At 28.5% G+C, this 24,100-nt stretch carries 18 protein-coding genes; 1 reads left to right on the forward strand and 17 read right to left on the reverse strand.

Translation table 11 applies throughout. The features are described 5' to 3' along the window. Positions 1–9: 9 nt before the first annotated feature. The 17 genes from EXC62_RS00685 to EXC62_RS00765 form a co-directional block, all read right to left on the reverse strand. Positions 10–738 carry an alpha/beta hydrolase family protein gene (locus EXC62_RS00685; RefSeq protein WP_026390328.1) on the reverse strand — a complete coding sequence of 243 codons (729 nt, stop codon included), beginning with the start codon at positions 736–738 and terminating at the stop codon, positions 10–12. Further along, on the reverse strand, positions 735–2,243 hold the full coding sequence (locus EXC62_RS00690) for a DUF4127 family protein (protein ID WP_162140155.1): 1,509 nt from the start codon (positions 2,241–2,243) through the stop codon (positions 735–737). Before EXC62_RS00690 ends, EXC62_RS00685 begins: the two co-directional genes overlap by 4 nt. Positions 2,244–2,252: 9 nt before the next feature. After that, positions 2,253–3,578 (reverse strand): immunoglobulin-like domain-containing protein, encoded by a 1,326-nt coding sequence (locus EXC62_RS00695; protein ID WP_026390326.1) that lies wholly within the window; start codon positions 3,576–3,578, stop codon positions 2,253–2,255. 24 nt (positions 3,579–3,602) lie between these two features. Beyond that, the gene (locus EXC62_RS00700; protein ID WP_026390325.1) at positions 3,603–5,075 is read right to left on the reverse strand and encodes an ABC transporter substrate-binding protein; all 1,473 of its coding nucleotides are present in this window, start codon (positions 5,073–5,075) and stop codon (positions 3,603–3,605) included. Between the two features lie 17 nt (positions 5,076–5,092). Then, positions 5,093–6,124, reverse strand: coding sequence for a carbohydrate ABC transporter permease (locus tag EXC62_RS00705; protein ID WP_035375654.1), 1,032 nt, complete (start codon positions 6,122–6,124; stop codon positions 5,093–5,095). Continuing rightward, positions 6,111–7,298, reverse strand: a complete 1,188-nt coding sequence (locus EXC62_RS00710) for a carbohydrate ABC transporter permease (RefSeq protein WP_026390323.1) — start codon at positions 7,296–7,298, stop codon at positions 6,111–6,113. Before EXC62_RS00710 ends, EXC62_RS00705 begins: the two co-directional genes overlap by 14 nt. Then, positions 7,298–9,802 (reverse strand): DUF5696 domain-containing protein, encoded by a 2,505-nt coding sequence (locus tag EXC62_RS00715; RefSeq protein ID WP_026390322.1) that lies wholly within the window; start codon positions 9,800–9,802, stop codon positions 7,298–7,300. The genes EXC62_RS00710 and EXC62_RS00715 overlap by 1 nt, the downstream gene beginning before the upstream one ends. Positions 9,803–9,818: 16 nt before the next feature. Further along, positions 9,819–10,499 (reverse strand): YIP1 family protein, encoded by a 681-nt coding sequence (locus EXC62_RS00720; protein WP_052589803.1) that lies wholly within the window; start codon positions 10,497–10,499, stop codon positions 9,819–9,821. Next, a complete protein-coding gene (locus EXC62_RS00725; protein WP_026390320.1) occupies positions 10,499–11,944 on the reverse strand; it encodes an NHL repeat-containing protein in 1,446 nt (481 codons plus the stop codon). The genes EXC62_RS00720 and EXC62_RS00725 overlap by 1 nt, the downstream gene beginning before the upstream one ends. 8 nt (positions 11,945–11,952) lie before the next feature. Continuing rightward, complete coding sequence (locus tag EXC62_RS00730; protein ID WP_232034257.1) at positions 11,953–12,885, reverse strand: carbohydrate ABC transporter permease; 933 nt, start codon at positions 12,883–12,885, stop codon at positions 11,953–11,955. A 1-nt stretch (position 12,886) separates the two neighbouring features. Then, entirely contained in the window at positions 12,887–13,807 is a 921-nt protein-coding gene (locus tag EXC62_RS00735) for a carbohydrate ABC transporter permease (protein WP_035375653.1), read from the reverse strand. After that, complete coding sequence (locus EXC62_RS00740) at positions 13,807–16,710, reverse strand: extracellular solute-binding protein (RefSeq protein ID WP_052589801.1); 2,904 nt, start codon at positions 16,708–16,710, stop codon at positions 13,807–13,809. The genes EXC62_RS00735 and EXC62_RS00740 overlap by 1 nt, the downstream gene beginning before the upstream one ends. A gap of 18 nt (positions 16,711–16,728) precedes the next feature. Beyond that, on the reverse strand, positions 16,729–17,394 hold the full coding sequence (locus EXC62_RS00745; protein WP_035375652.1) for a DUF624 domain-containing protein: 666 nt from the start codon (positions 17,392–17,394) through the stop codon (positions 16,729–16,731). A gap of 70 nt (positions 17,395–17,464) precedes the next feature. Continuing rightward, entirely contained in the window at positions 17,465–19,474 is a 2,010-nt protein-coding gene (locus tag EXC62_RS00750) for a DUF5011/hyalin repeat domain-containing protein (RefSeq protein WP_026390316.1), read from the reverse strand. Positions 19,475–19,550: 76 nt separating this feature from the next. Next, positions 19,551–21,347 carry a phosphodiester glycosidase family protein gene (locus EXC62_RS00755; protein WP_026390315.1) on the reverse strand — a complete coding sequence of 599 codons (1,797 nt, stop codon included), beginning with the start codon at positions 21,345–21,347 and terminating at the stop codon, positions 19,551–19,553. Beyond that, the gene (locus EXC62_RS00760; RefSeq protein WP_026390314.1) at positions 21,347–22,264 is read right to left on the reverse strand and encodes a hypothetical protein; all 918 of its coding nucleotides are present in this window, start codon (positions 22,262–22,264) and stop codon (positions 21,347–21,349) included. Before EXC62_RS00760 ends, EXC62_RS00755 begins: the two co-directional genes overlap by 1 nt. 110 nt (positions 22,265–22,374) lie before the next feature. Next, positions 22,375–23,085 (reverse strand): GntR family transcriptional regulator, encoded by a 711-nt coding sequence (locus EXC62_RS00765; RefSeq protein ID WP_035375651.1) that lies wholly within the window; start codon positions 23,083–23,085, stop codon positions 22,375–22,377. 121 nt (positions 23,086–23,206) lie between these two features. On the opposite strand from EXC62_RS00765, the gene EXC62_RS00770 reads away from it, so the two are divergent. Beyond that, the gene (locus EXC62_RS00770) at positions 23,207–24,085 is read left to right on the forward strand and encodes an ROK family protein (protein WP_026390312.1); all 879 of its coding nucleotides are present in this window, start codon (positions 23,207–23,209) and stop codon (positions 24,083–24,085) included. Positions 24,086–24,100: the final 15 nt, after the last annotated feature.

The following is a 24,100-nucleotide window of genomic DNA, read 5'->3' on the forward strand; positions in this document are numbered from 1 at the left end:
TTTCTACTCTTAAATATTTTTCTTCAAAAATTCGTATGAATCATTCAACATTTCAGGTGTTGATTCATGACCTGTATCATACATTTTTAAAATCGTTGTTTCAGGTAATTTCTTATGTAACTCTTGACTAAATTTAGGATATACAACTTCATCTTTTTCACCAAGCGCTAAAAATATTAACGTATTTTTTAATCTTTCGCTATTTCTTAACGGATCATGATTTTCATATTCATGAAGTCTATCCACTACTATTTCATCAGACCATTTAAATCTTTTTTGTCGCTCTTTATAATATTCAATGAATGATGGTGAGCCAACTAATGTTACTGCGGCTTTTAACTCATCAGTTATTGTTGATAAATAAAAAGTTATTCCTGACCCCATTGATACTCCATATGCATAGAAACAATCATGCTTAATACCCTTTTGTTTACTAAAAACATTTTCCCATAACATTTTTGCATCTTTTGCTGTTTGCATTTCTATATCAATAATATGTTGATATTTTTCTTCGTTCGAAATATTTGCAAACCAAGGTGCCATTCTCTCACCATGAAGATGTGCATCAACAGCAACAACATAAAATCCTAATTCCGCTAATTTTTCACCACGTCCCATTAAAACATCTTTATTTCCAGTAAATCCATGGAAAAAGAAAACTAATGGTTTATCTAAATCATTTTCTAATTCATATGTAACAAGTGGTATTTGTTTAATTACTTTTCTTTGAATTCTCATTTTATTTTAACCTCTAAACCTGTTTCAAACATTCTATTCCAAGGTGAATATATTTTTTTTATTTCTGGTTTAATATTTTTTAAAACTAGATTATCTTTAATAAACATCTCTAATTCTTTTTTTATTTGTTGAACGACTAAACCTTGTTTTCCATCTAGCAGAAAATAATGATTTGGTTTTACTAATGTTTTAGCAATTCTACTTCTAACTATTGAGCAATATCCAATATCTTCTACATATCTAAGTGCTAAAAACTCAATGATTTCTTTTCGATTTGGATAAAGCCATGAAAAGATTCCTTGTGGTATAGCAGTTCCTAATGTGTTTGAAGATGTATTCCATCCTGCATATGCAGATACTTTATATAATAAATTTTTTTGTTTTAATAATTTAAATAAATGAATATCTCCACCATTAGCATAAGCAACATCACCAATAATAACAGGCTTATTAATAAAATTAATACAATAATCTGCAAATTCTACAAACTCTACTAACGTTCTAAATGAATCATACTCTATCGTTCTTATATTAATACTTCCTGCTTCACGCATTTTTTCTGGTGGAGTATTAACAAGTAAAACTAAATCTGCATTTTTAAAATCATCAATTATTATTCCACCGGCAGCTAAAACTTGATACTTAATTGTTTCTGCTAAATATCTATCTTCATATAAAGGAATAATTTGACCATCACCAACACTTGAATATTTTAAATAAACTGTTGGCTTCTTATTTTCAAAGTTTAAAATCATTCTAGATAATAAGGTATTAGTAACTTCATCAGCCCCTGGATACATATAAACTTTAAACTCTAAATTTTTATCTTCAATCATTTTTCTGGTTTTAATTTGATCTAACGCAGTAAAACCATATGGTGATGAATCATCTTGTGGAATAATTGCAAAATCAATAACCTCTTCTGAAACTAAATTAAGAAAATCATCATTAATTTCGCCGTTAATATTTCTTCTATTAACATAGTCTTCTAAATATTCAATTGGAAGTATTTTTTTAATTCTTTCAAAATCTTTTGTTTCTTCTTCAGTTATAATCCCTAAATCTTTTTTATGTTCATAAACTCCATACAGATGAATTTCTCTTCCATGAGTTTCATAATAATCTGGTTCCTCTTCTGAACTTGAATATTTTGGATTACGCATTAGTAGTTGATATCCATAAATTAAAACTTTTGGATTATTCTTTTTTATTTCTTTTAAAACATTAATTCTTTTGATTAACTCATTTTTAGTATCATGATGCAATCTTGATGGAACAATACCACCATAAAGGATTGTATCTAATGCAATGACAAGCCCATCAGCATCTTTCGATTCTTTTGTTAACCATTCTATTAATTTATTGATGTTACCTGGAGTTTTCTTATTTCCCATATATTCCATTGGAGGTGCCATAACTTCGTATGGCATCCCCTTTGTCATATATTGGTTAAAATAATAATTACAAGGTCTTTCATCAAGAGGAATAACTATAATTTTTTTCACCTTAATCACCTAATTCTCTTTTGGTCGTGTTATTGCTGTTTCTGGGTGAATTGAAACACTTTGTCCACCTGTAATTGGGTTAATAGCTGTAAAAGTATATGCTGTTTGATCTGGTGCACCAATTGTAGAAGCTCTATTTTCATTAAATGGAACTCGGTATAGCTTTCCATTAATCTTTCTATGTAGGTAAACACTTTCCCAAATAGCAGTTTTCACTTCTGTTTCAGTGTGAATTGCTGTTTTACCTTCATTGGCAACTTGGTCAATTGCATTTACTCTTTTATATGTTGCTTTAATTGTTCCACCATGTCCTCCAGATCTAAATACTGGACTAACAAAACTTTCTGGATCTTTCCAATTATTATCTTTTCTAATTTTAATTGAACTTTCTAATTTTGATTTTTCAATTACTTCAATTTGTAATTGCAAATAATTAACACTTGGACTATATATTATTATTCTAAGTTTATCTCCTGGTAAATAATAGTATTGAGTATCACCAAAATACCAGTTTGCAATCATATTTGTTTTTGATGACCCAGTCGCTGATACAGAATATCTTCTTCCTTTAGCTAAATCATATGTTCCTTCATCTTTTTCGACAGTTGTTATATATCTCCAAAAAGGTCTAAAAGCAAATGATCCGTTAGTAACTCGTTCATTACCATTAACTAAGACTTGTGCAGGTTTAAAACTTAATCCAACATCACTCTCTGTTGCCGCATGTCCTCCCATATAAATTGAAGGGTTATCTAAGTTTCTAAAATTAGGATCAATATTGAGTGAACTATCAAATGCACCTTCATAACGTCTAATTTTAAGTTCTGGAAGTATAACAGTACCTTCTATTCCTACCCAATAATCTTCAGCTGATGTAACTTTATAATACCAAGCTCCACCAAAGACTTTTTGATCTGCTGGTTTTGCTGCTTCATTTTCAATTGGATTAGACCAAATTGGAAATGGTGTAATTACTTCATAAGTATCTCTTACTATTACTTGTTTGGTTAAGATTGTTGACTGATTACGTGCTTTATCAAAAACATAAAATTTAACAGTATATGTACCAGTTTTTGTTAAATCAAGTTCTGATTTATCAATTTGAATATTTCCAGTAATATCACCATCAATATTATCGATTGCAGTTACTCCTTGAATAAGTAACTCATCAATATTTACATCTTGGTTCTTTTCTAAATATATTATTAAATAATCCGATTGTATTCTAATTATAGGAGCAATCTTATCTTCTACAATAGGTTCAACTTCTTTATCACATGCAGCTAATCCTATTCCAAGTATAAATACTATTAGCCCTAATAATATTTTTTTCATAATTTTTACCTCTTTCATTAGGTATTATTTTTTATCTAAAAATCTTTCTTTTAAAATTTCTTTTAGAGATGCCTCAATACCTTCCATAACTGTTCTACTATTTCCATCAGTGATAGCCAATTGAACACTAAGCATATATGAACCCTCAGCATGTGCTTGTGCTTCTGGAACAGAATAGAAGAAATCTGGGCTTGCAAGATTAAATACTTCTAGATGAGCATTTATTGAATCTTTTGACCAATAGTAAGGTAATAATCTTACATTATAGAAATCGTCACTGATTAATGTTGTATCAATTAAGTTTGTTTCAGAATTGATAGCTGGGAAATACATTAAGTCATTCCAAATCTTGAAAATTACTTCATCTGATATCATTCTATTTTCATACCCTTCAGGAATACGATCTTTTGAATATGAAGAACTAATAGCAAATGATGATTTACCATAAACATGTGTTATAGAATAATTTGACATATCTTCTTTAATATTTGGTCCTACTGGCCATGGAACATAATCTATTTTAAACTTAGCATTTCCCCATTTATTTGATGCATTAATATGCCATGCTGATCCATTATGGAAAGCAACATTTCCAGCAGTAAATTCTGGTTGACTTGCATTTGATAAAGGTGCGTTATCAATCCACATTCCTTCTGTTGTGCGTAATCTATTTAAAAAGTTTAATGTATCAAGTACTGGTTCACTTGTTAAATGTGTTCCAAAGTTTGAATCAACAAGAACTCCACCATTTGCTCCAATCATTGGATATGCATAGTTATAACTTCTTCCACCTAAAACATATTGTGGTCCACCTTCTGCTTCTGGACGTGTATGATCTAAATAAGTTTTTAACTCACGAGCAAGTTTTTCAAATTCTGCCCAAGTCCATTCACCAGCTAACCATTTTTTAGTTGGTTCTAATCTTCTTTCTTCTCCTAAAACACGTGCGATTAAATCACTATTGTAATATAATCCGTCATCTGTCATTGGGTAACTATCATCATATAAATAGTGTTTTCCTAAAACTTCTCCAAAGACAAGTTTTTCAGGCCAATATCCTTTTGCACCATATGTTTCAATTAAATTATCTAATGGTAATATTGCGTCATTAACTGCTAATGTAGCAACAGATGTTGAAGCAACTTCAAACACATGCGCTGGAGATACACCAACTTTTGATTGTTCAACAATCCATCTTTCTCTTGCTCCACCCCATGAAGCATTTGATGGATAGTTTTCATAGACAACTTTTACATTATATTTTTTCTCAACTTCAGTTATTTTAGCAATCTTTTCTTCTCTAAATAACTTTTCATAAGTTTCTAGACGTGGATCGCTTGTTGAAGCTGTGTTAACCATGATGACGAAATTCTCACCTTTTAAATCAATCTTATTATCATCGCCACCTGTGCCGCCACCATCATCTGGTTTTTTACCACAAGCCGCAAGACCTAACCCTGCTACTGCTAACAACATTAAAACTAATATTTTTTTCATTTATTTTCTCCTCTCGTTTATCCTACTAGACCGCTTCTTTCAACGCCCTCAGTAAATAATCTTTTTTGAACTATTAAATAAAATACTAAAATTGGGATCATCGTTAATATCGCAGCTGTATTTAAAATCATAGCTGTAAACAACGGATTTTTTGTAACATCTTGATCAAACAACTCCCACACGCCAGCTTGCTGAATCGCAGATTGAATATTTCCACTAATTCCCATAATTTTTGTAGTCAATGTTTCATAGGTTGCATTTATTTTACTAACATAAACTGTTGTAAAATACGTATCATTCCATTGCCATACAAATGTAAGTACTGTCGTTAAAATTATTCCACCCATTGCATTTGGCAACATAATTCTAAGAAAGACTTGAAAAGGATTAGCACCATCAATCATTGCTGATTCTTCTATTTCTATAGGTATCCCTTTAAAGAATTGTCTAAATAGATAAATAAATATTCCACCTTTAATTCCCATACCTGTTAGTGCAAAAATAAATAAGATTGTTGGACTACCTAAAAGATTAATACCAGTTCCCCAAAAGTTTGACAAACTTATCTTAAGAGGTAGTTCCAATGTTGTTGGTGCCACTACAATCGTAAAAACAACAAGTCCAAAAACAATTTTATGTCCTGGAAATTTTAATCTTGCAAGTGCATAACCAACAAGTGTTGCCATTATCAATTGGAAGAATGTTACAACTGTTGATAAGACAACTGAGTTTATAAATGATTTGCCATAATCTAATACAATATAAGCAATTTGAAAGTTTTTAAATGAAAACTTTTCTGGTATCCAAAGAACTAATGGATTATTGATATCTCCTGGTTCTCTTAATGCAATTGCTAATTGTTGGATTAATGGGAAAATTATAATAAACGCTAAACCATAAAGTAATACATATTTCAAAATAGTAACGAATAAATCATTTCCTTTATTTAATAATACTTTTCTTTTTTTAGGATCGGTTATTTGTTTTTTTGTAGTTTTTGTTTTTTCTCTTAATGAATAAAAAACTTCACTAGCTTTATTCTTCATCATAATAAAACACCCTTCCTTTAAATAATAAGTAAATGATACCAACTATTACTAAATTAATAATGAAATATGAAACAGAGATTGTTGCTGCTAATCCATATTTACCATCAGACATTGCATAATCTAAAAATCTAAAAATTGGTGCTCTAGTAAAACTATCAACAACAGTATAAATTGATGCTGTAATAATCATTGGTGTAATCATTGGAATTGTTATTTTCCAAAAACTTTCATATTTTGTTGCCCCTTCAACTGCCGCTGCTTCATATAAATGCTTTGGAACAGATTGAATTGCTGCAATAAAAATTAGTATTTGAATTCCTGATAAATTAACAATTGTAAAAATTCGATCAACTGAATTTAAAACAACTTTCATAATTGATTCACCAACACCAATTTGCAAGAAGAAATTTGTTGTTTGTTCAACAAAACTTGATTGACCTGATAATGCATCATCAACAAATTGTCCGAAACTTCCAGTTAATGTTGATGTAATAACTGTTAGATTGTAGATAACTGGAATAAAGAATATCGCTTTAATAATTAGATGCCCTTTAAATTTCTTATTCAACAATACTGCAATTATTACACTGAATATTATAATTACTGGTAAATCGATTGCTAAATTTTGAACAAACAATAACAATTGTACTGAGAAAATATTTGACCCATCAATAACATAATTCCCAAATAGTTCACTAAAGTTTTTAAATCCATTAAAACTTGTTGCTACACCATTATTAGTTAAAGTTACATTATTTAAACTCCAATAAATCGTTGTTAAGACTGAAGGAAGAAAGAACAATAACATCCCTAAGATCCATGGAGTTATAAAGATTATTCCCCATATTCTTCTTTGTTTTTGATACTCAATTCCTGAAAACCATATTCTAATTCTTTTTATTTGATTATGCTTTTCAAGTTTACCTTCATTTAATAAATCAGTATTTATTCTTTCTCTTTTAATTTCAGCTTCAATTTTTGAAGCTTTATTAGATAAAATTATAATTTTTTTCTTACTAACTCGTTTATTTGATTGTAAATTTATTTGTAACTCTTGAATTCTCTTTGTTATCTTTTGATGTTTAATTTGTTTTGCTATAATTGTTTTTTCAATTTTTTTCTTCTTTTCTGCTACTTCATCATGGCTATAATATTTAATTGTTTTTTCTCTCATTATTTCACCTCTGATTCAATAACAGTTTCATTCAAATAGTTAATAACATATTTACTACCATTCTCATATTCAACTTCAACAATTGTTGCATCAGCATTTAAAACTTTATGTCCAACTATTCTTGATTCATAAATACCTGTATTTTTTAAATAGTTATAAGTACTATTTATTGTTTCAATCCAGTTATTGTAAAATGTTGAATAATAATTTGAATATTCAGTATTAATTAAATTAACTGTATCTTCATATGATAGAGTAAATTGCATTTTACTTCCTGTTTCAATTGCTTTTAGTTGATGCCATTTAATTGATTTTGAAGTATCTAAATTAATTGATGCTGAATAATAATCAACTAATCCATTTAAAACTAATTGCATAAATGGAATTGAGTAATCAACCATTCTATGTCTTGTACCAATAGTTTTAACATCTAAAATTTTGTTTGCTTTAATTATTCCATAAAAATTAGAATCTCTTAAGGCAATATTCTTACTATCTAATTTATTGATATTGGTATCGAATGTATCAATAAGTTCGTTTCTAAAAATAACTTTCTTATTTGTAAAATTACTTGATAACCTTGATCCATCATCAGAAATAACAATATTACTCAACTCATTTTTATTTGAAAACTTTAATATTTGATCATAGACTTTTGTTGAATAATTAGTATTTAAATAATATTTATTCATTGTGCTTCTATCTGCTAATGTTGTTGCTAAGTTATACTTATTATAAGCAACTGTATTTTGAAGTAATGTTTTATTAACATCCTTGTTAACACTTATTTTTTTATCCGTATATGCTGTATTAGCATTAAATTCTAAATACAAATCAATATTTTTGGAATTGGCATCTTTAAGTAAATTCTTAATTTGTTTTTTACTTGCAACTTTGTTATTAAAACTAATATTCTTCATTGATGTAGCTTTTATACCATCATTTGACCAACCTTGATAACTTATACTTAAATCATTATTAGAATTAATTTTATCTGCTATCTCCATAATCTTTGATGCCTTTGTAAGTGCATTAACTGTTTCGTATGAGAATCCAAGGAAATATTTTTTCTCTTTATATCCACCTAAAAAAGTTAGATGAAGAATATCTTCGTTTGTCTTATTTTTAAAATTAAAGTTTGCTTTTAAATATTCTTGATACTCACTTGCAAAATTATAATATTCTTTTCCATCTTCAACGAAAATATACTCAGACATGAAATCTTCTTTATTATATTCACTAGTCCAAATTGAAACTCTTTGTGTACTTGATGATGATGCAAAATTAAAAGCATCTCTTTCTCTAATTAAATATCTGTAATGAACATATGGTATTTTATTTGTATAAACGTTATTTCTTGTTGTTGTTCTAAAAGCTGCTCTAATACTTGTCATAGAGTCACTAGATTCAACAACATTTATAAATCCATAATCATTTTTACTATATGCATACATTGGAAGTTTAATAACTTCTTGTTCTTCTGGTTGCACCATTAATCCACTTTCAACCGATAAATCAGTTCCATAAATTCTCTTTTCATATGTTGTAGTATTATATCTACCATTTTCATGATCAATAAAAATTCCAGAGCCATCAGGTATTACGGTAAATCCGTAATCATTAATATTACCAACACCAAAATATGGTAGGACATCTATGTATGCTATTTGGAACTTTTCAGTTTCATAGATTGAATCATTAATTATTTGAACTTTTAGTCCTTTATCTGTTAATAAGTATTTAACTACAAATTCAAAATATGGAATATCTTCATGTATAGGAAAACCATATTTTGTATTATCTTCAATATAATCATCTTCTGTATAATCACTCTTAACAAAAATTAAATCATAAATAATATCAAGTGCATCTTGTGCGGTTATATCTCTTAAGAAATATACATTTTCTTCTTTAAGAAGCATAAATCGACTTTTTAAAAAGGAAATATTTCTTCTAACATCACTATCTTCTTTACCTAATTCTTCTAATGGTTTTAAAATTAATTCTTCAAATTTTTCAACCGGTACTTTTCTTGGTAAATCAGTAAAACTAATTTCTCTTTTTCCACCAATTTCATACAATACATCCAAACTATTATTTTCAAATCTAAATCCATACTTATTAAACTTTATACTCTCATCTAAGACAGAAACGGATTTAGGTGTTTCTAATTGTCTTTCATAGTAGACAACAAAGAGTTCACTAAGTTCAGTAGCTGTTTGTTCATTTAGTTTTTCAGGACTTGATAGCCATTGTTGATTTGTAGTTTTATCTTTAACTTCAAATTGGGTGTTAGCTGAATTTAATCTGAATTCAAATCTATTATTACTTAGTTCAAAGATTTTATCTTTAGGTGTATCTTCAAACATCACAAACTTAGATTTGTCATATGGATCACGTGCAACATACGATTTTTTATTTTTACTTATTGTAACCACTAATATGATGATACCAATTATTAATAAGAGTGATATTATTGTTAGTTTTATAATTCTTTTCTTCATATTACTCCTATCTCCTTTAACTTATTCTTAATATAAATTCACGATATACTGATTCTAAGAACCCATATACTTGTTGAATTAGTGTTAAGAATAGAATACCTATAAAAACAATTATCGCAATAGCAACTATCGTAAAAATAATCGTTAATATTGTTTTAGCTAAACCATATTCATGTATAACTAATAATCCCATAAAGATCATATAGCCAGATAAAAATACTGATATTCCTACAAATGCATTATAGAATGCTATTTCTTCTGTTGTTATAAATTTACTGAAAAATGTTAATGGAATACTAAACCATATGTACGGAATTAATCCATAACAAATTATCATAAAAATTTCAGTCATTTTTCCTTTTCCATCAAGTAATGATGTAACAGACCAATTACCAACAACAGCTAGTAAAACTGGTAATACTACTAATAAAATTGTTTTACCTAAATTAAACTCATTTTTATTTAATGGATTCATTAAAAACCCTGTGCTTGTTTCTGAATATGTTAGTGCCATAATCATCATAATTAGATAGAATACTGCAACATACATTTTTCCTTTTTTCTCTGTCTTAAGTTCATCAAAGCCCTTAATAGGGTGAGTTAGAATGTATAGAGGAAAAATAATAATATCATTGAAGAAAATCTTTGCTTTATCTTTAAGATTTAAATTTTTTAGCATAAGTTTAAATTCACTCATTATTCTTCATCCCCTTCTCTAACTATTGCATGTCTAATTGATCTATATAATCCATATCCTGTCGCTATAAAAACTACGATAATAACAAAAGGTAATGATTTTTTAAGTTGTTGATTACGATACTCTTGATATGCTTTTGAATAATTATAATAATCATGTCCAAGCTTCAAGTTTGTTATTGCTTGTTTATAATCTTGTCTTCTTAAATCTGTTTTTCCAATTCCTGCATAAGCTAAGAAATAATTTGAATTCTCGCTAATTACTTCTTGCCAGTGTAGTCTAGCAGTCTCATAATCCATTTCATAATATGCTTTTGTTGCACTATTGATTAATTCTCCAAATCTCGTTGGTTCATAGACAACAATACTTTTAGTAACATTATCTGTTACTAATATTTTTTCTCCAAAATAAGTAACACTCGTTGGTCCTTGAAGCATGTTATTTTGTGTTCCAAGTTGCCCTGAAATATAAAGTAAATGTCCTTCAATATCATAAGTGAAAATTCTACCACGTTTGTTATCAAGAATACTATATCGATTGTTATCACTATTTGATGCAATATCAATAATACTACTTGGTCCTACTTGAACTCTTTTGTTAGTTTCTTCAAAAGCTGTATCTCCAACAATGTTAATATATCCATTATTAAGTAAAATATCTTTCCCTTTGAAGTTTAATTTTTTTACTGGATTTGATGCTTCAACTCTTGATACAGTATATACATATCCATATGCATCAATATCTAAATTAGTAAACGATGCTTGAAGTTTAAGTGCCATTTTCTCGCGTTGTTTTTTAGTAGATAATTTATATACTAATGCTTCAAAGAAACTCATTTGAACAGTATTAGTTCCATAGTATCTTGTAAAAACACCTGATGGATCAAACTCCATTATTCCTTCGAAAATATCTTGTGCAACTACAAGCATTCTTCCAGATCTATCAACGACTAATCTTTGTGGTCTAAATCTAACAGTTTTAAAGATATCATCATTTGGTTCTTGAACTGTTTGAACAACTTCTTTTGTATCTAAATCAAAAATAATTATTCGATTATTTTCTGAATCAGCAACATATAGTAAATTGTTAGTAACAAATATTCCAATTGGAGTATTAAGTTTTACCTCACTATCTGCTTTAGGGTATTGTTCCAAGTAATTAAAATTATTATCTAAAACATAGATTTTATTTTGCTTTGCATCTGAGATATAAACTTTATCATCATATATAAAACTATCTCTTAAATCATCAAAAGTAACATCCACTTTTTGATTGTTTGTATCTCTAATATTCACATTATCAACAATTTTCGATATTGACATACTATGCGCAGATTCAATAGCTTCTTGCCAAGGTGAATAATTATAACTAGCACTTGCTTTTGTTGGGAATAAAATTGTAATAACTCCTAAAAGAATTATTGTTATAAATAGTTTTTTTCTCATTTCATCACCTACTTAAGTCCGGAATGAGCCATAGTATCAATGATACGTGTTTGACTAAAAATAAATACTGATATTGGAACAACAAGCATAATTACCCCAACCGCTGCAGCTGTTCCTGTTCTTGCAATACCACCATTAACAATTTGTTGTAACGCATATGATAAAGGTTTTAAATTTTCTGTAAATATAAATGATCCACCATCAGTTGACCATAATTGTTGGAACAATAAGATAACTACTGTTAACCAAGCTGGTTTTACAAGTGGTAAAACAATTTGAAATAAAATTCTCATTTCACTTGCTCCATCAACTTTTGCTGCTTCTAATAATTCCGTTGGAATAGTTGTCATAAATTGTCTCATTAAGAATAGACCTAATGTAAATCCCCATGAAGGAATGATTATAGCCCAAGGTGTATCAATAAGTCCTAACCAACTAATAATTAAATAATGTGGAACAGCTGTAACTAATGTAGAAAACATTAATGAATACACAATCATTTGGTTAATAAATGTTCTTCCAGGAAATTTATGTTTAGCTAAAGGATATGCGGCCATCATTGCTAAGATTACGTGCCCTGCAACACCTAAGACAGTTATAAATATTGTATTGAACAAATACTTAGTAATAGGAATTCTTGTATTTCCTATCAAATTAAATAAATCATTAAAGTTATCAAATGTAAAATTTCTAGGAAATAATCGAGGAGGGAAAACAAATATCTCATCAAGTGGTTTAAATGAATTCGCAATTGTAAATACTAATGGATAAGCACTAAATACACCAAATCCAATTAATACTAATGTCAATACTAAATCGCCTTGCCATGAACGTGATAAACGTTTTTTTCTTTTAGATCTTGATTTCATTTGTTTTTCTTTTGCAAGTTCAAGTTTTAAGTTTTTTATGTCATCAGTACGGTTTATATTGTTTTCATTCATGCTATGTACCAACCCTTCTAATAATCTTTTGAACTGCAATATTTGCAATCATCATCACAATAAATAATAATGTTGCAATTGCTGAGGCATAACCAAGTTCCATTCTTTGTGAACCGGCTCCAAAATCTAGTAAATGTGTAATAATCGTATGTCCAGAGTATTCAACCGAAGGGAATCCAAGTAATCCCATCGAAATAGCTCCAATACTAAATGACGATGTTATTTGAATTAATGCACCAAACATTAATTGTGATTTCATCTGCGGTAATGTAACATACCATAACTCTTGCCATCTATTCTTAATCCCATCAATTGCAGCTGCTTCATATAATGTTTTATCAACAGTTTGTAACCCAGCAACAAATGATAGAAAACTAACTCCTAAGCTTAACCATAATTGAACAATGATAATAATTGGTAATGCATACCCTGGGGTTTTCAACCAAAGAATTGGTGAATCAATAACTCCTAAGTTCAGTAAAAATGAATTTAAATATCCATACATATCTCCATTGAATATTAATTGCCATAGTAAATATGCACTTCCTGAAATTGATGGTGCATAAAACACAATAATCATTACCCATTTAATTTTAGGCGGTAATTCATTAATTAACCACGCAAATATAAATGATGCAATATATGATACTGGGCCAACAATTATTGCTAAAATAAACGTATTTCTAAAAGCAATCATAAACACATCATCATTAGTTAGTAAGTTAATATAGTTATCTAGAAAAACAAATTTAGGACTATTTAACATATCATATGATGTAAAACTTAAAAACAGTGAAATAATTACTGGTAGTACTGTAAATACTGTAAAAATCAATAAATATGGAGCCATCATTGCATATAAGCTTTTATTTCGTTTTATCTCTTTAATTAATAATGTATTTCTTTCTTTTTTACTAATCATTATGATAACCCCAATTCTTTTCTCTTACGTCTTAATTCCTCATTAATTTTTAAATGATATTGATAGATACTATCTTGTGGAATAATATCATCATTTAATACTTGTCTAAATGCATTATCAATATATCTACCAACAATATAATCACCAGGTACTGTCGGAATTCCAACAGCATTCTCTCTTTGTTGTTTCAATAGTAAATAATCTTTAGCTGGCCATGGTAATTTTGAGAATGCATTTAAGTTTGCAGTTGGATATCTTGCTGCAGCACCAAGTACCGCTTCCATCCCTCTTGCATAACTAACTTGAGTATCTTCTGATAACCACCATTTTAAAAATTCCCATGAAGCTTGTTCTTCTTTTGTATGTTCTAAAATTATCGATGCAGTTACACTTGATGTTGTTTGATTATTTATCTTTCCATCTTCATCAATTGTTCCTGGAAATAATCCATAATCCCATTGTCCTTGAATTTCTGGAGCAAAAACTGCTAATGAATTGTATGTTGAATAACTTGAAATTCCAATTGGCATTTCTCCGCTTCTAAATCTATTAAGGAAATTTGCTTCCAATACAAATCCATAGTCAGTGAAAAATCTCGTAAAGTTAAGGAATGCTTTCATACTATTAGGATCAAGTAACCCTGATTCAGCTCCACCATTAACATATAAACTTCCACCTTGTTGAACAATCATTGAGTGTAAAACTGGACTTAATGCCCCTTGAACTATTGGTATATAAAAATCAAAATATTGTTTTTGAAGATTTGGTGAAATATCTATTATTTCATCCCAAGTCTTTGGAATACTATTTATTCCAATTTCACTTAAAATATCATTTCTATAGAATGTTACTAAGAAATCTTCAGTGTCAGGCAATCCATAAACACTATTTTCATATTCCAATGGTGTTATTGAACTATTACTAAACCAAGACTTAACCTCATTGAAATCTTCAAATTTTGTTAAATCTTTAATCGCATTTCTAATTCCCCAATTTACTGGCAATTTTTGATCAACACCAATAGCAACATCAGGTCCATTTCCTGAAAGTGTTGCCGATAAAAGTACTGACATATTAACCATTTTCAACTTAACATTCACATTTTTTTGTGAAACAAATGACTCATCTATTAATTGTCTAATAATTGTCGCTTGATCACGCCCAGTACCAATCCATACTTCGATTGTTGGTCCATCGACTTCTAGCGAACTTCCAAAGTCACCAGTATTCTTAAATGACTCAAAGAATAATACTGTTTCATGCCAAAATCTTTCAAAGAAATTAGTTGTTACTCTTGGAAGTTTATATTTTGCGCCATGCACTGTAAGTGAATCAATAGTTAATGGTTGTTCCGAAACATTTATTACCCATGATCCTAAATTAGAAATATTTTGTTCAAATTCTCTTAATCCATTTTGAATATTTTTTTCATCTAATAAGAACTTATCGGTTTGATATATCATTCTATCAAACGCTGATACAAGGCTGTTTCTACCATTTGATATCTTAACTATTTCTTCTTTAGATTGTTTGAAACTATCTCTCAAAACGTTTAGTCTCTCATTTAAATTTTTAATATTTCTTACAAGCATATAATCTTGAACTGGATCAGGATTTAATCCTGTTCTCATAACAACTTCCCTGTAAATCGCTCTTAAATCTTTTATATCTTGATTTACTTGCTGAACTGTTTCTCCATAAATACCAATTGTTGATTTTAAACTAATTATATTAACACCTTTTTTCATGTACAAATATAAATCATCATTATTACCAACCGTTATATTTTGTAAATCTGTTCCATATTTAAACTCAATGTTTTTTGCCTCTGTAAAAGGAATTTCTCCATTAATTCTTAATGTTCTACTAACACTTTGCCCGCGAGAGAAATTTTGCATAACTTTAAATGTCAATAAGTACATACCTTCTTCTGGCACTTCGACTTGCCAACTTATTTCATCCCCTGGAATTCTCCAGTTAACTCCACCAATTGCATTATATCTTGTTACTTGTCTTTCGTATGGGCTATATTTATATGTACTATACTCTGCCGTAGGATTTAATGATGGCGAACTTTTCAAGTATGCTTCTTCAGCTTCTCTTATATAACTAAATTCAGTATCATTTTTTATAATTCCCTTTTGTTCATTCTCTTTAATATATTCATCGTATGTTTTTATTTTATTACTTTGATAAATACTTAATTCACCAATAACAATCGGTTCTCTATGACTAACAAATGTTATTTTGTTAACACCTTTTTCAAACCAAAAGTAATAAGGTTCATTATAATATCCCATATGATCATAGACATCTGTATTTTCCCACAAATTAATTTCAATTTGTTTTGGTCTTAAATCATTAACACCTTTTTGTCTATTATCAGAAACATTATGTTCATCTTTCCAGAATCTTAAAAAACTAATATTTTCTGCTTCTAAATATTGATATGAATCATTAATTTTTATACCTCTAGTTATTGAGGCACCGCGTCCTTCAATATTAAAATAATCAATATTCATATTATAGAAACCTTCTGATTCAACATCAATTAAAAATGATATATCACCAGTTTCAGGCACGTAAACTCCTGTTTTAGTAATTTTATTTTCATCAATAAAATTATCTACGTATGGAATATCATCATCAAATAGACCATTTTGATACTCATAATTATTTAAATCAACACTCTGTCTTATATTAGGAAAAACTTTAGAGCGTGAATTAATAAACTTTTTATAACTTCCATCAGTTTCACTACTAACATCAAATAAAGAGGATTCATACTTTATTGGTATATAGTTACTATCTGATTTATTTCTTGTTCCTGCTATTACAAATAAAAAAGTTAATAACACTAGAATTGAAGAAATAATTATTTTTTTCGAAGTTTTTATTTTCATCATCTATTTCCTTTCTCTTTATAATGTAAGTTCGTCAGTAATCTTATCTGAAACATTATTAAATATTTTTACTGAGCTATATGGTTTGAATAGAATAAATTCAATAGCCAAAACTAGAAAGTAAAAACTAATTAAAAATACAGTTATCGGAATAAGCCAAGTTAACGCAATCAATCCTAATACTAAAAGTCCAAATAAAATACTTCGTAGTATAAATGCAAATGTTAACTTAATTCCAGACTTAATCAAATCTATATTCTTGCTACTTGGAAAACAGGTACTTAATAATAGTGTATGAAACATTGATATTACTGCTATTCCAAAAGCAATAAACATTATCATAAATGATATAAAACTTAACCAAGTAAATACTTCATCCATTTGTTTAATGAAGAAAAAAATGTTAAAAGCTAAAACAAAGATAACTAATGAATATATCAAAAATATGCTTGTACCTTTTTTATAAAATCTTTTAAAAGCCTTAATATACAATGGAAGAATAGGTCCTTCATATTTTTGATATATTAGTTTTATAACATATGTTCCTGCTAAAACAGCTGGTCCAAATGTGAAGAAAAACAATCCTAAGACTATGGTTATGATCATTAATATGTTCACCCAAAACACCCTTACGATTCTGTCAACAATGTTGTATATTTTACTATTAACAATTTTTTCAAACATTCTCTCATCTCCATTAACGTGATATAGAAGGGATAACTATATCCCCTCTATACAACGTTTTTTATGAATTTTATAAATCTTCTAGTGTAAACTCAATTTCTTTAACATCGTGGAAAGTTGTAATACTACCTCTCCATCCATCTGTACCAGTTGGCGCTGCTGGGAAAATATCCCAATTTGCAATAAATGTATATGCTAACAATTCTCTTGCTGATACTGTTTTAGTTTCGCCATTTATTTCAGCTGTTGCACCTGCAAATTTTCCAATTAATAAATAGTCATCTTCTCCTACATATTTATCAATATCTGCTAATTGAGCTGCTTGGTTTTTATAGCTTTCATCTATAAACCAACCTTTTTCAGGTGTATAAGTTGCACCACCAGTTGTTGCAGCCGCTAAAATGTTTCTAACCATTTTAACTTTGAAATCTGCTGTTAATACAACGATTGTACTTGTCGCTTCTGTTCTGTTAGTTTCTTTGTATTTACTAACTCCTGTAATTAAATATAACGCTCCATCAAACTTAGTTACATCTGTTGCATTTCTTCTATTGAAATAATTTTCAGCAGTAACAATATTTACGTTTGTTTTAATTCCACTAACTTCTAAAACTTTTTTAGGACTTTCAGTCTTATGTAATACTTTATTTGAAACTGCTGAATCGCTATACTCATTTGTTCCAATACCTTTAACAGTGAAATAGTTGTTTCCTTCTAAACCAACTGCAAGTATATTTGCAGTAAATGAAGTATCTGTTGTCTCACCAACTTTTTTAGTGTATGTACCAAAAGTTATATATATTTCATATTTTTCAGTACCTGTTACTGCTTCCCATGAAACAACACCCGCTTCAACTTTTATAACTGGTGCAGCTAATTCTTTTATATCAACCATCTTATATTTTAAAGAGTTAGATTTATTAGAATTTGACCATTTAAATTCATCCTTAGTAATAGCAACAACTTCAATATTATATCCTTCACTACCTTCAGGTGTAAGTTCAAGTTCTAACTTTAATAATTCAACAGATGTTGCAGTAATCAATTCTTCATTAAACTTTTCTCCATCTATATATAAATCATAACCTTTAGCGTTTTCTATTGCTGTCCAAGATAATACATGTCTATTAACACTAATTTCAGGACTAACTATTGAATCTGGTTTTTTAATAACAACTTTATATTCTTCGTGGAATTCAATTTTAACTTGTGTGATATCAACATCTTGAACATCTTTATACATTCCACCACCACCAAGATATTCACTCCAAAATAAATTCTTATTCATGAAAATACGTGGGTTACCAACTGGTGTAACAAAAACAACTTTTCCTCCATTTGGTAATAACTCATTCATTCTTTCAGTAATTCCTTTTAATAAGTTTCCACCTGCAACATCAGCCCATTCTAGATTTTCATATGAAACAACACCATTAGCATCCATTTCAAGTAAAGCTCCTGCTGAGAATCTTGCATGAACAACTTTACCATCATTATTAACCAATGCTAAACTTCCATATGGTAATAGTGGTATACCAGCATTTGTTGGATAATTATCTGCATGCACAGTAAGTTGTTCATTGAAAAAGTCTTTTTCCATTACTTGAGCTACTTCTAATGTTCTAAATTTAGCACCATAATCACCCTCAAGAGTAAATGCAGTTTCATCATTATACGCATATTCAGTAAATTCATCACCAATTACTATTGCACTAAGTGTTCTTTCTAATGTTTCTAAAACAATTATTGTTCGTTTAATTGTTGATGTATTTCCAGCTTTATCTTTTGCAGTATATGTTATTTCGGATTCTCCTACAACGTTTTTATCATAGGTACCAAAATCACTTACAGTTACTACTATATCAGCACTACTATCAACATTATCTATAACCTTAATGTCCTTTAAAAAATCAACATCTGCACCTTTCAAATGTTCAAGTGTACTCAATCTGCCATTTTCAGCTTCAGAAAAAACTGGTGGTAATTTGTCTCCTTTATCATCGATGATAGGATCCTTCGCACATGAAGCAAGTGTTAAGATGCTTAGTATTGTAAGTATAAAAATACTTATTTTTTTCATTTCTGTCCTCCTTAGTATTTGTCTATACATGTAGATTATAATTCAAAAAAGTTGTATAGTCAAGAAGAAAATTAAATTATTGTAATCGTTTTCTTTTTTTGATTAAAAAAAATGGTAATGCGCTTACAAGTATAGCAAAGATTACAATCAAAATATATACATAAATATTATTATTACTTATTTTTTCTTTAATAATAACTATATATTCCTTTTCACTTATTGTTCCATCACTATACTTAACTATAATGATTAGTTCATCTTCATTTCTAATCTCAACATTTTCAAATGTTGTTTGTCTCTTTTCTGCACTTTGAATTAAAGCTGGTAACTCTTTATCTAAACCAACTATTTTAACTCTAATATCACTTATCAATTTATTAGGATCTTTATAGTTTAATGTTATAGTTAAATTATTATTAACATATTTATGTTCTACATTAACTCCAGGTTTATCAGGAATATCAATCTTAGTTGATTCCAAATAATAATTTTTTATTAAACCTTTTTTAGTTATTCCATTATCGTTGTACACTACATTAACACTTACAACACTTTTTCTATTTAACGGTAATAAAAATTCAATTTTATCTCCAAAATTATATTCTTTTTCCACACCATTAACTAAAATATTTAATTTCGTTATTGAAGTATCACCATTAACAGTTATATTTATTAATCCATCAACATTAGTAAGATTCGCTTTTATATTATGTTTTCTCTTAACAAATAACAAAGCATTTCCAACCTTTCTAAACGGATTATCTGAAGGATTATTTACCATTTGTAGTTTATTGTCTATTCTAGCCACTGCTTGAGTAGAACCCCCACCATCTAAATTATAACCTTCTACTATTCCATAAGATTTCATTATTTGAGCAAACTCTCTCAAATTAACACCATTTGAAACACCTGGATTTCTACCATCAACAGTAATTAGTTTTATGTTTCCATTAATATCGTATCCAAATCCTGTTCTTGGATGTCTACTTTTATTATTTGATTCACTTTGCCCTTTTATTTCTTCAAACTCTTTAATAATTCCTTTTTCCATTATCAAAGAATCATACCCAATCAACATATTATTTTTTTGAACATTTGAGATTTCATTTTGGACTATTATATTTTTATTTTCAATGATATTGATTATTTCTTTATTCTTTGTAGCTATAACATAGCCACTACTTTGAAAACCCAAAGTTGCCGTACCCTCAACATATAAATGACTACCAATAACGTGAATTTTAGAGTTTGTTAATGTATAATATTGTATTTCTGTATCTAATAATTTGATTGAATTTGATATAACCGTTGTCTCATTATCATATAAAACAGGATTGTTAATACCTTTTATTTGATCATAATAATAAGCAGAATCATTATTATCAAAGATAGTAATTAATATCTTTGAACTACTAGTTGTTGTCACATGATTTTTAACTTTATTTCCATTCATATCAATTTCTAATGCTTGATATTTTATATGATTATTAGGTTTAATTACTCGATTTCCATATATAACATTAGCATTAACTGTTTGATCAGCTAAAAAGTAATCACCATTAACACCTGCTATAACTTCATAATTGCTATTGTTACTTTCAAAATCATTAGCTATTTCTAAAGTATCAGCCTTAACATATTTTCCATTACTAAATTTTGACCATGTAACTACTTCAATATCTTCATTCTTTTCAAATAGTCTTACTTCTTGATTTGTTGTTGTATTTGCATCATTTGTAACATTACCACTAATATCACTATACGTAACTCCGCTTAAGTCCTTAACATCATTTCGTGTTTCATTATACTTTAGATTTGTAGCACTTAAACTTAACGTTGTTGTTATTAATAACATCATCAAAATCTTTTTCATTATTCAAAGACCCTTTCTGGTAAAATACTTAATTTAGATCCACCAGTTTTATCATCAATTTCGGTGTATGAAAATCCATTAATATCCGGACAATTCATCATACTTCCTCTTTGATTATTAAAAGGGACTTTTACAACTTTATTTTCAATATTTCTATATAAATAAACACTCTCCCAATCCGCATCTTCAACTTTTGTTTTAGTATTTATTGTTGGCTTTCCTTCATTTCCACTTTGATCTATAGCATTAACTCTTTTAAATGATTTTTGATTAGTTATATTATCTTCAGGGGAACTAAACACTGGACTTTCAAAATCTATTGGATCTTTCCATTTATTTATTTTTCTCATTTCAATTGATTCTTTAAACTTTGATTTCTCAATTACCGTTATTTTTAATTGCATATAATCTTGTTTAGGGTAGAAAACTTGAATTCTAATTTTATCACCTGGCAAGTAATAGAATTCTGTAAATTCAGGAGAATAATGTGCATAACAATTACTAACACTTTTATTCGGTGTTAAATTACTTGCACTATAAAATCTTTCATTTTGAAAATCATATGCTCCAGTATCTGTTTCACCATCAGTAATATATCTCCAAAATGGTCTAAAAACAATCCCATTCGGACTAATTATTCTTTCTCCATTTTCAATTATATAACCACACATGAAAGATAAACCTACATCAGATTCATACTTTGCCATTCCTCCCATATAAATTGAAGGAGTATCTAAGTTTTTATGTTCTTTAAATCTTTTAATTGTTACTTTCGGTAGAGTAATTGTTCCTTCAATACCCAACCACTTATCTCTTGATGAAAAAACTTTATGATACCAAGCACCTAAAAAACAATTTGGGGATTTATCTTTAGCCTTTTCGTCTTTTATATTTCCTAGAAAAATATCTTTATTCATTTAAGTTAGCTCCTTATGCTTTTTTTTGATTATATCATAAGGAAATTAAGATGTAAACAACTTGTATAGATATGTTTGAAAAATAAAAAAAGAAACGATTACTCGTTTCACTAATCTTTTACAGCATATTGTACAAATCGATATTGATCTGATCTATAAGTAGAAATAACATATTCAAACGGTCTTCCATTTCCTAAAAAGGTATGTCTTACAATATTTAGAACAGGATCATTTTTACTAATCTTAAGTGCATTTGAAATATTTTTATCCGGTGTTCTAGCCTCAATTGATTGAACACAATGGCTAATCTTATAACCTTTTGTTCCTTCAACATATTGATAGAATGATTCAGACATATCTTCAATTGTTAAATCTTTGAAAATATCATGTGGTATATATAATTCCTCGTGCAAGACTGGAATATCATCACCGTAACGAACTCTTTCAATATGAATAACTTTTTCATTCTCATTAAGAAATAGCTTTTCTCTTATTTCATTTGTAGGTTCAATTTCATCAAACTTGATAACTTCATTTTTAACTACACGTCCCATAGCTTTCATTTCTTCTGTAAAACTTCTAACACCGTGAATATTTTTTTCAATCTTACGTTTAGAAACAAATGTTCCTTTCCCTTTATGTTTATATAAATATCCATCATTCACTAAATTGTTTAAAGCTTGTCTAACTGTCATTCGTGATACATTATACATATCTTTAAGTTGATTTTCACTTGGAATTGGATCTCCGCTTTTAATTTTATGATTTTTAATTTGCTCTTTAATATCATTTTCAATTATTTGGTATATAGGTAGTTGCATTTTATTTCCCCCTTTACAATTACACATCACTTATATTATACTATAAAACTTGTATTTACAATACGACTTGTTTTTATTTATAGTATGCTTTATAATTGATAATCAATAGGAGTGTGGAAAAATGAAAAAGATTTTAACATGTGATATCGGCGGTACAGATTTGAAATATGGAATTATTGGTATAGATGGTACTTTTCTATTTAATTCATCAGAACCAACAAAGGCTAAAGAAGGTGGAAAAGCCATTATTAGTCAAATTGTTAATTTTTATTTATCTCTAAAAGAACAATATGATATTTCAGGCATAGCAATTAGTTCTGCTGGAATCATTGATCCTAATACAACTATTGTATTAGATGCAACAAATGCAATAACAGATTATATTGGTATAAATATTAGAGATGAAATCAATAAATTTGTTAATATTCCTGTAAGTGTTGAAAACGATGTTAATTGTATGGCTTTATGCGAATCATCTTTTGGAAGTGGTATTAATGCTAAAAGTATGATTGCTATAACAATTGGAACAGGAATTGGTGGGGCAATAGTTTTAGATGGTCACCTATTTCATGGAAATGGCTTTAGCGCTGGTGAATGGGGAAATATGCGTATCAATAATGCTATCTATGAACAAATCGCTTCTACAAAAGCATTAGTTCTATCTGCACAAAAAGTATATCCAAATATTAGAAACGGAGTTGAAGTATTTAAACTCTATGATAGTAACGATCCATTAATTATTCCTGTTGTTGAATCTTTTTTTGATAATTTAAGTACAGGAATTGCCAATATTATTTATTCGTTTAATCCGGAAAAACTCATTATTGGTGGTGGAATTACAGCACGCGGCGAAAAATTCTTAACTGAATTAATCAGTTATATAAAGCCAAAAGTATCAAACTATGTATTCAATAAAACCGAAATATTACTTGCACATCATAAAAATAATGCTGGTATGATTGGTGCTTTAACAAATTTTCTTCAACAAAATAACTTTTAAAAAAAGGAAGCAATC

This window comes from Haploplasma axanthum (assembly GCF_900660745.1).
GTDB classification, from domain to species: domain Bacteria; phylum Bacillota_I; class Bacilli_A; order Acholeplasmatales; family Acholeplasmataceae; genus Haploplasma; species Haploplasma axanthum.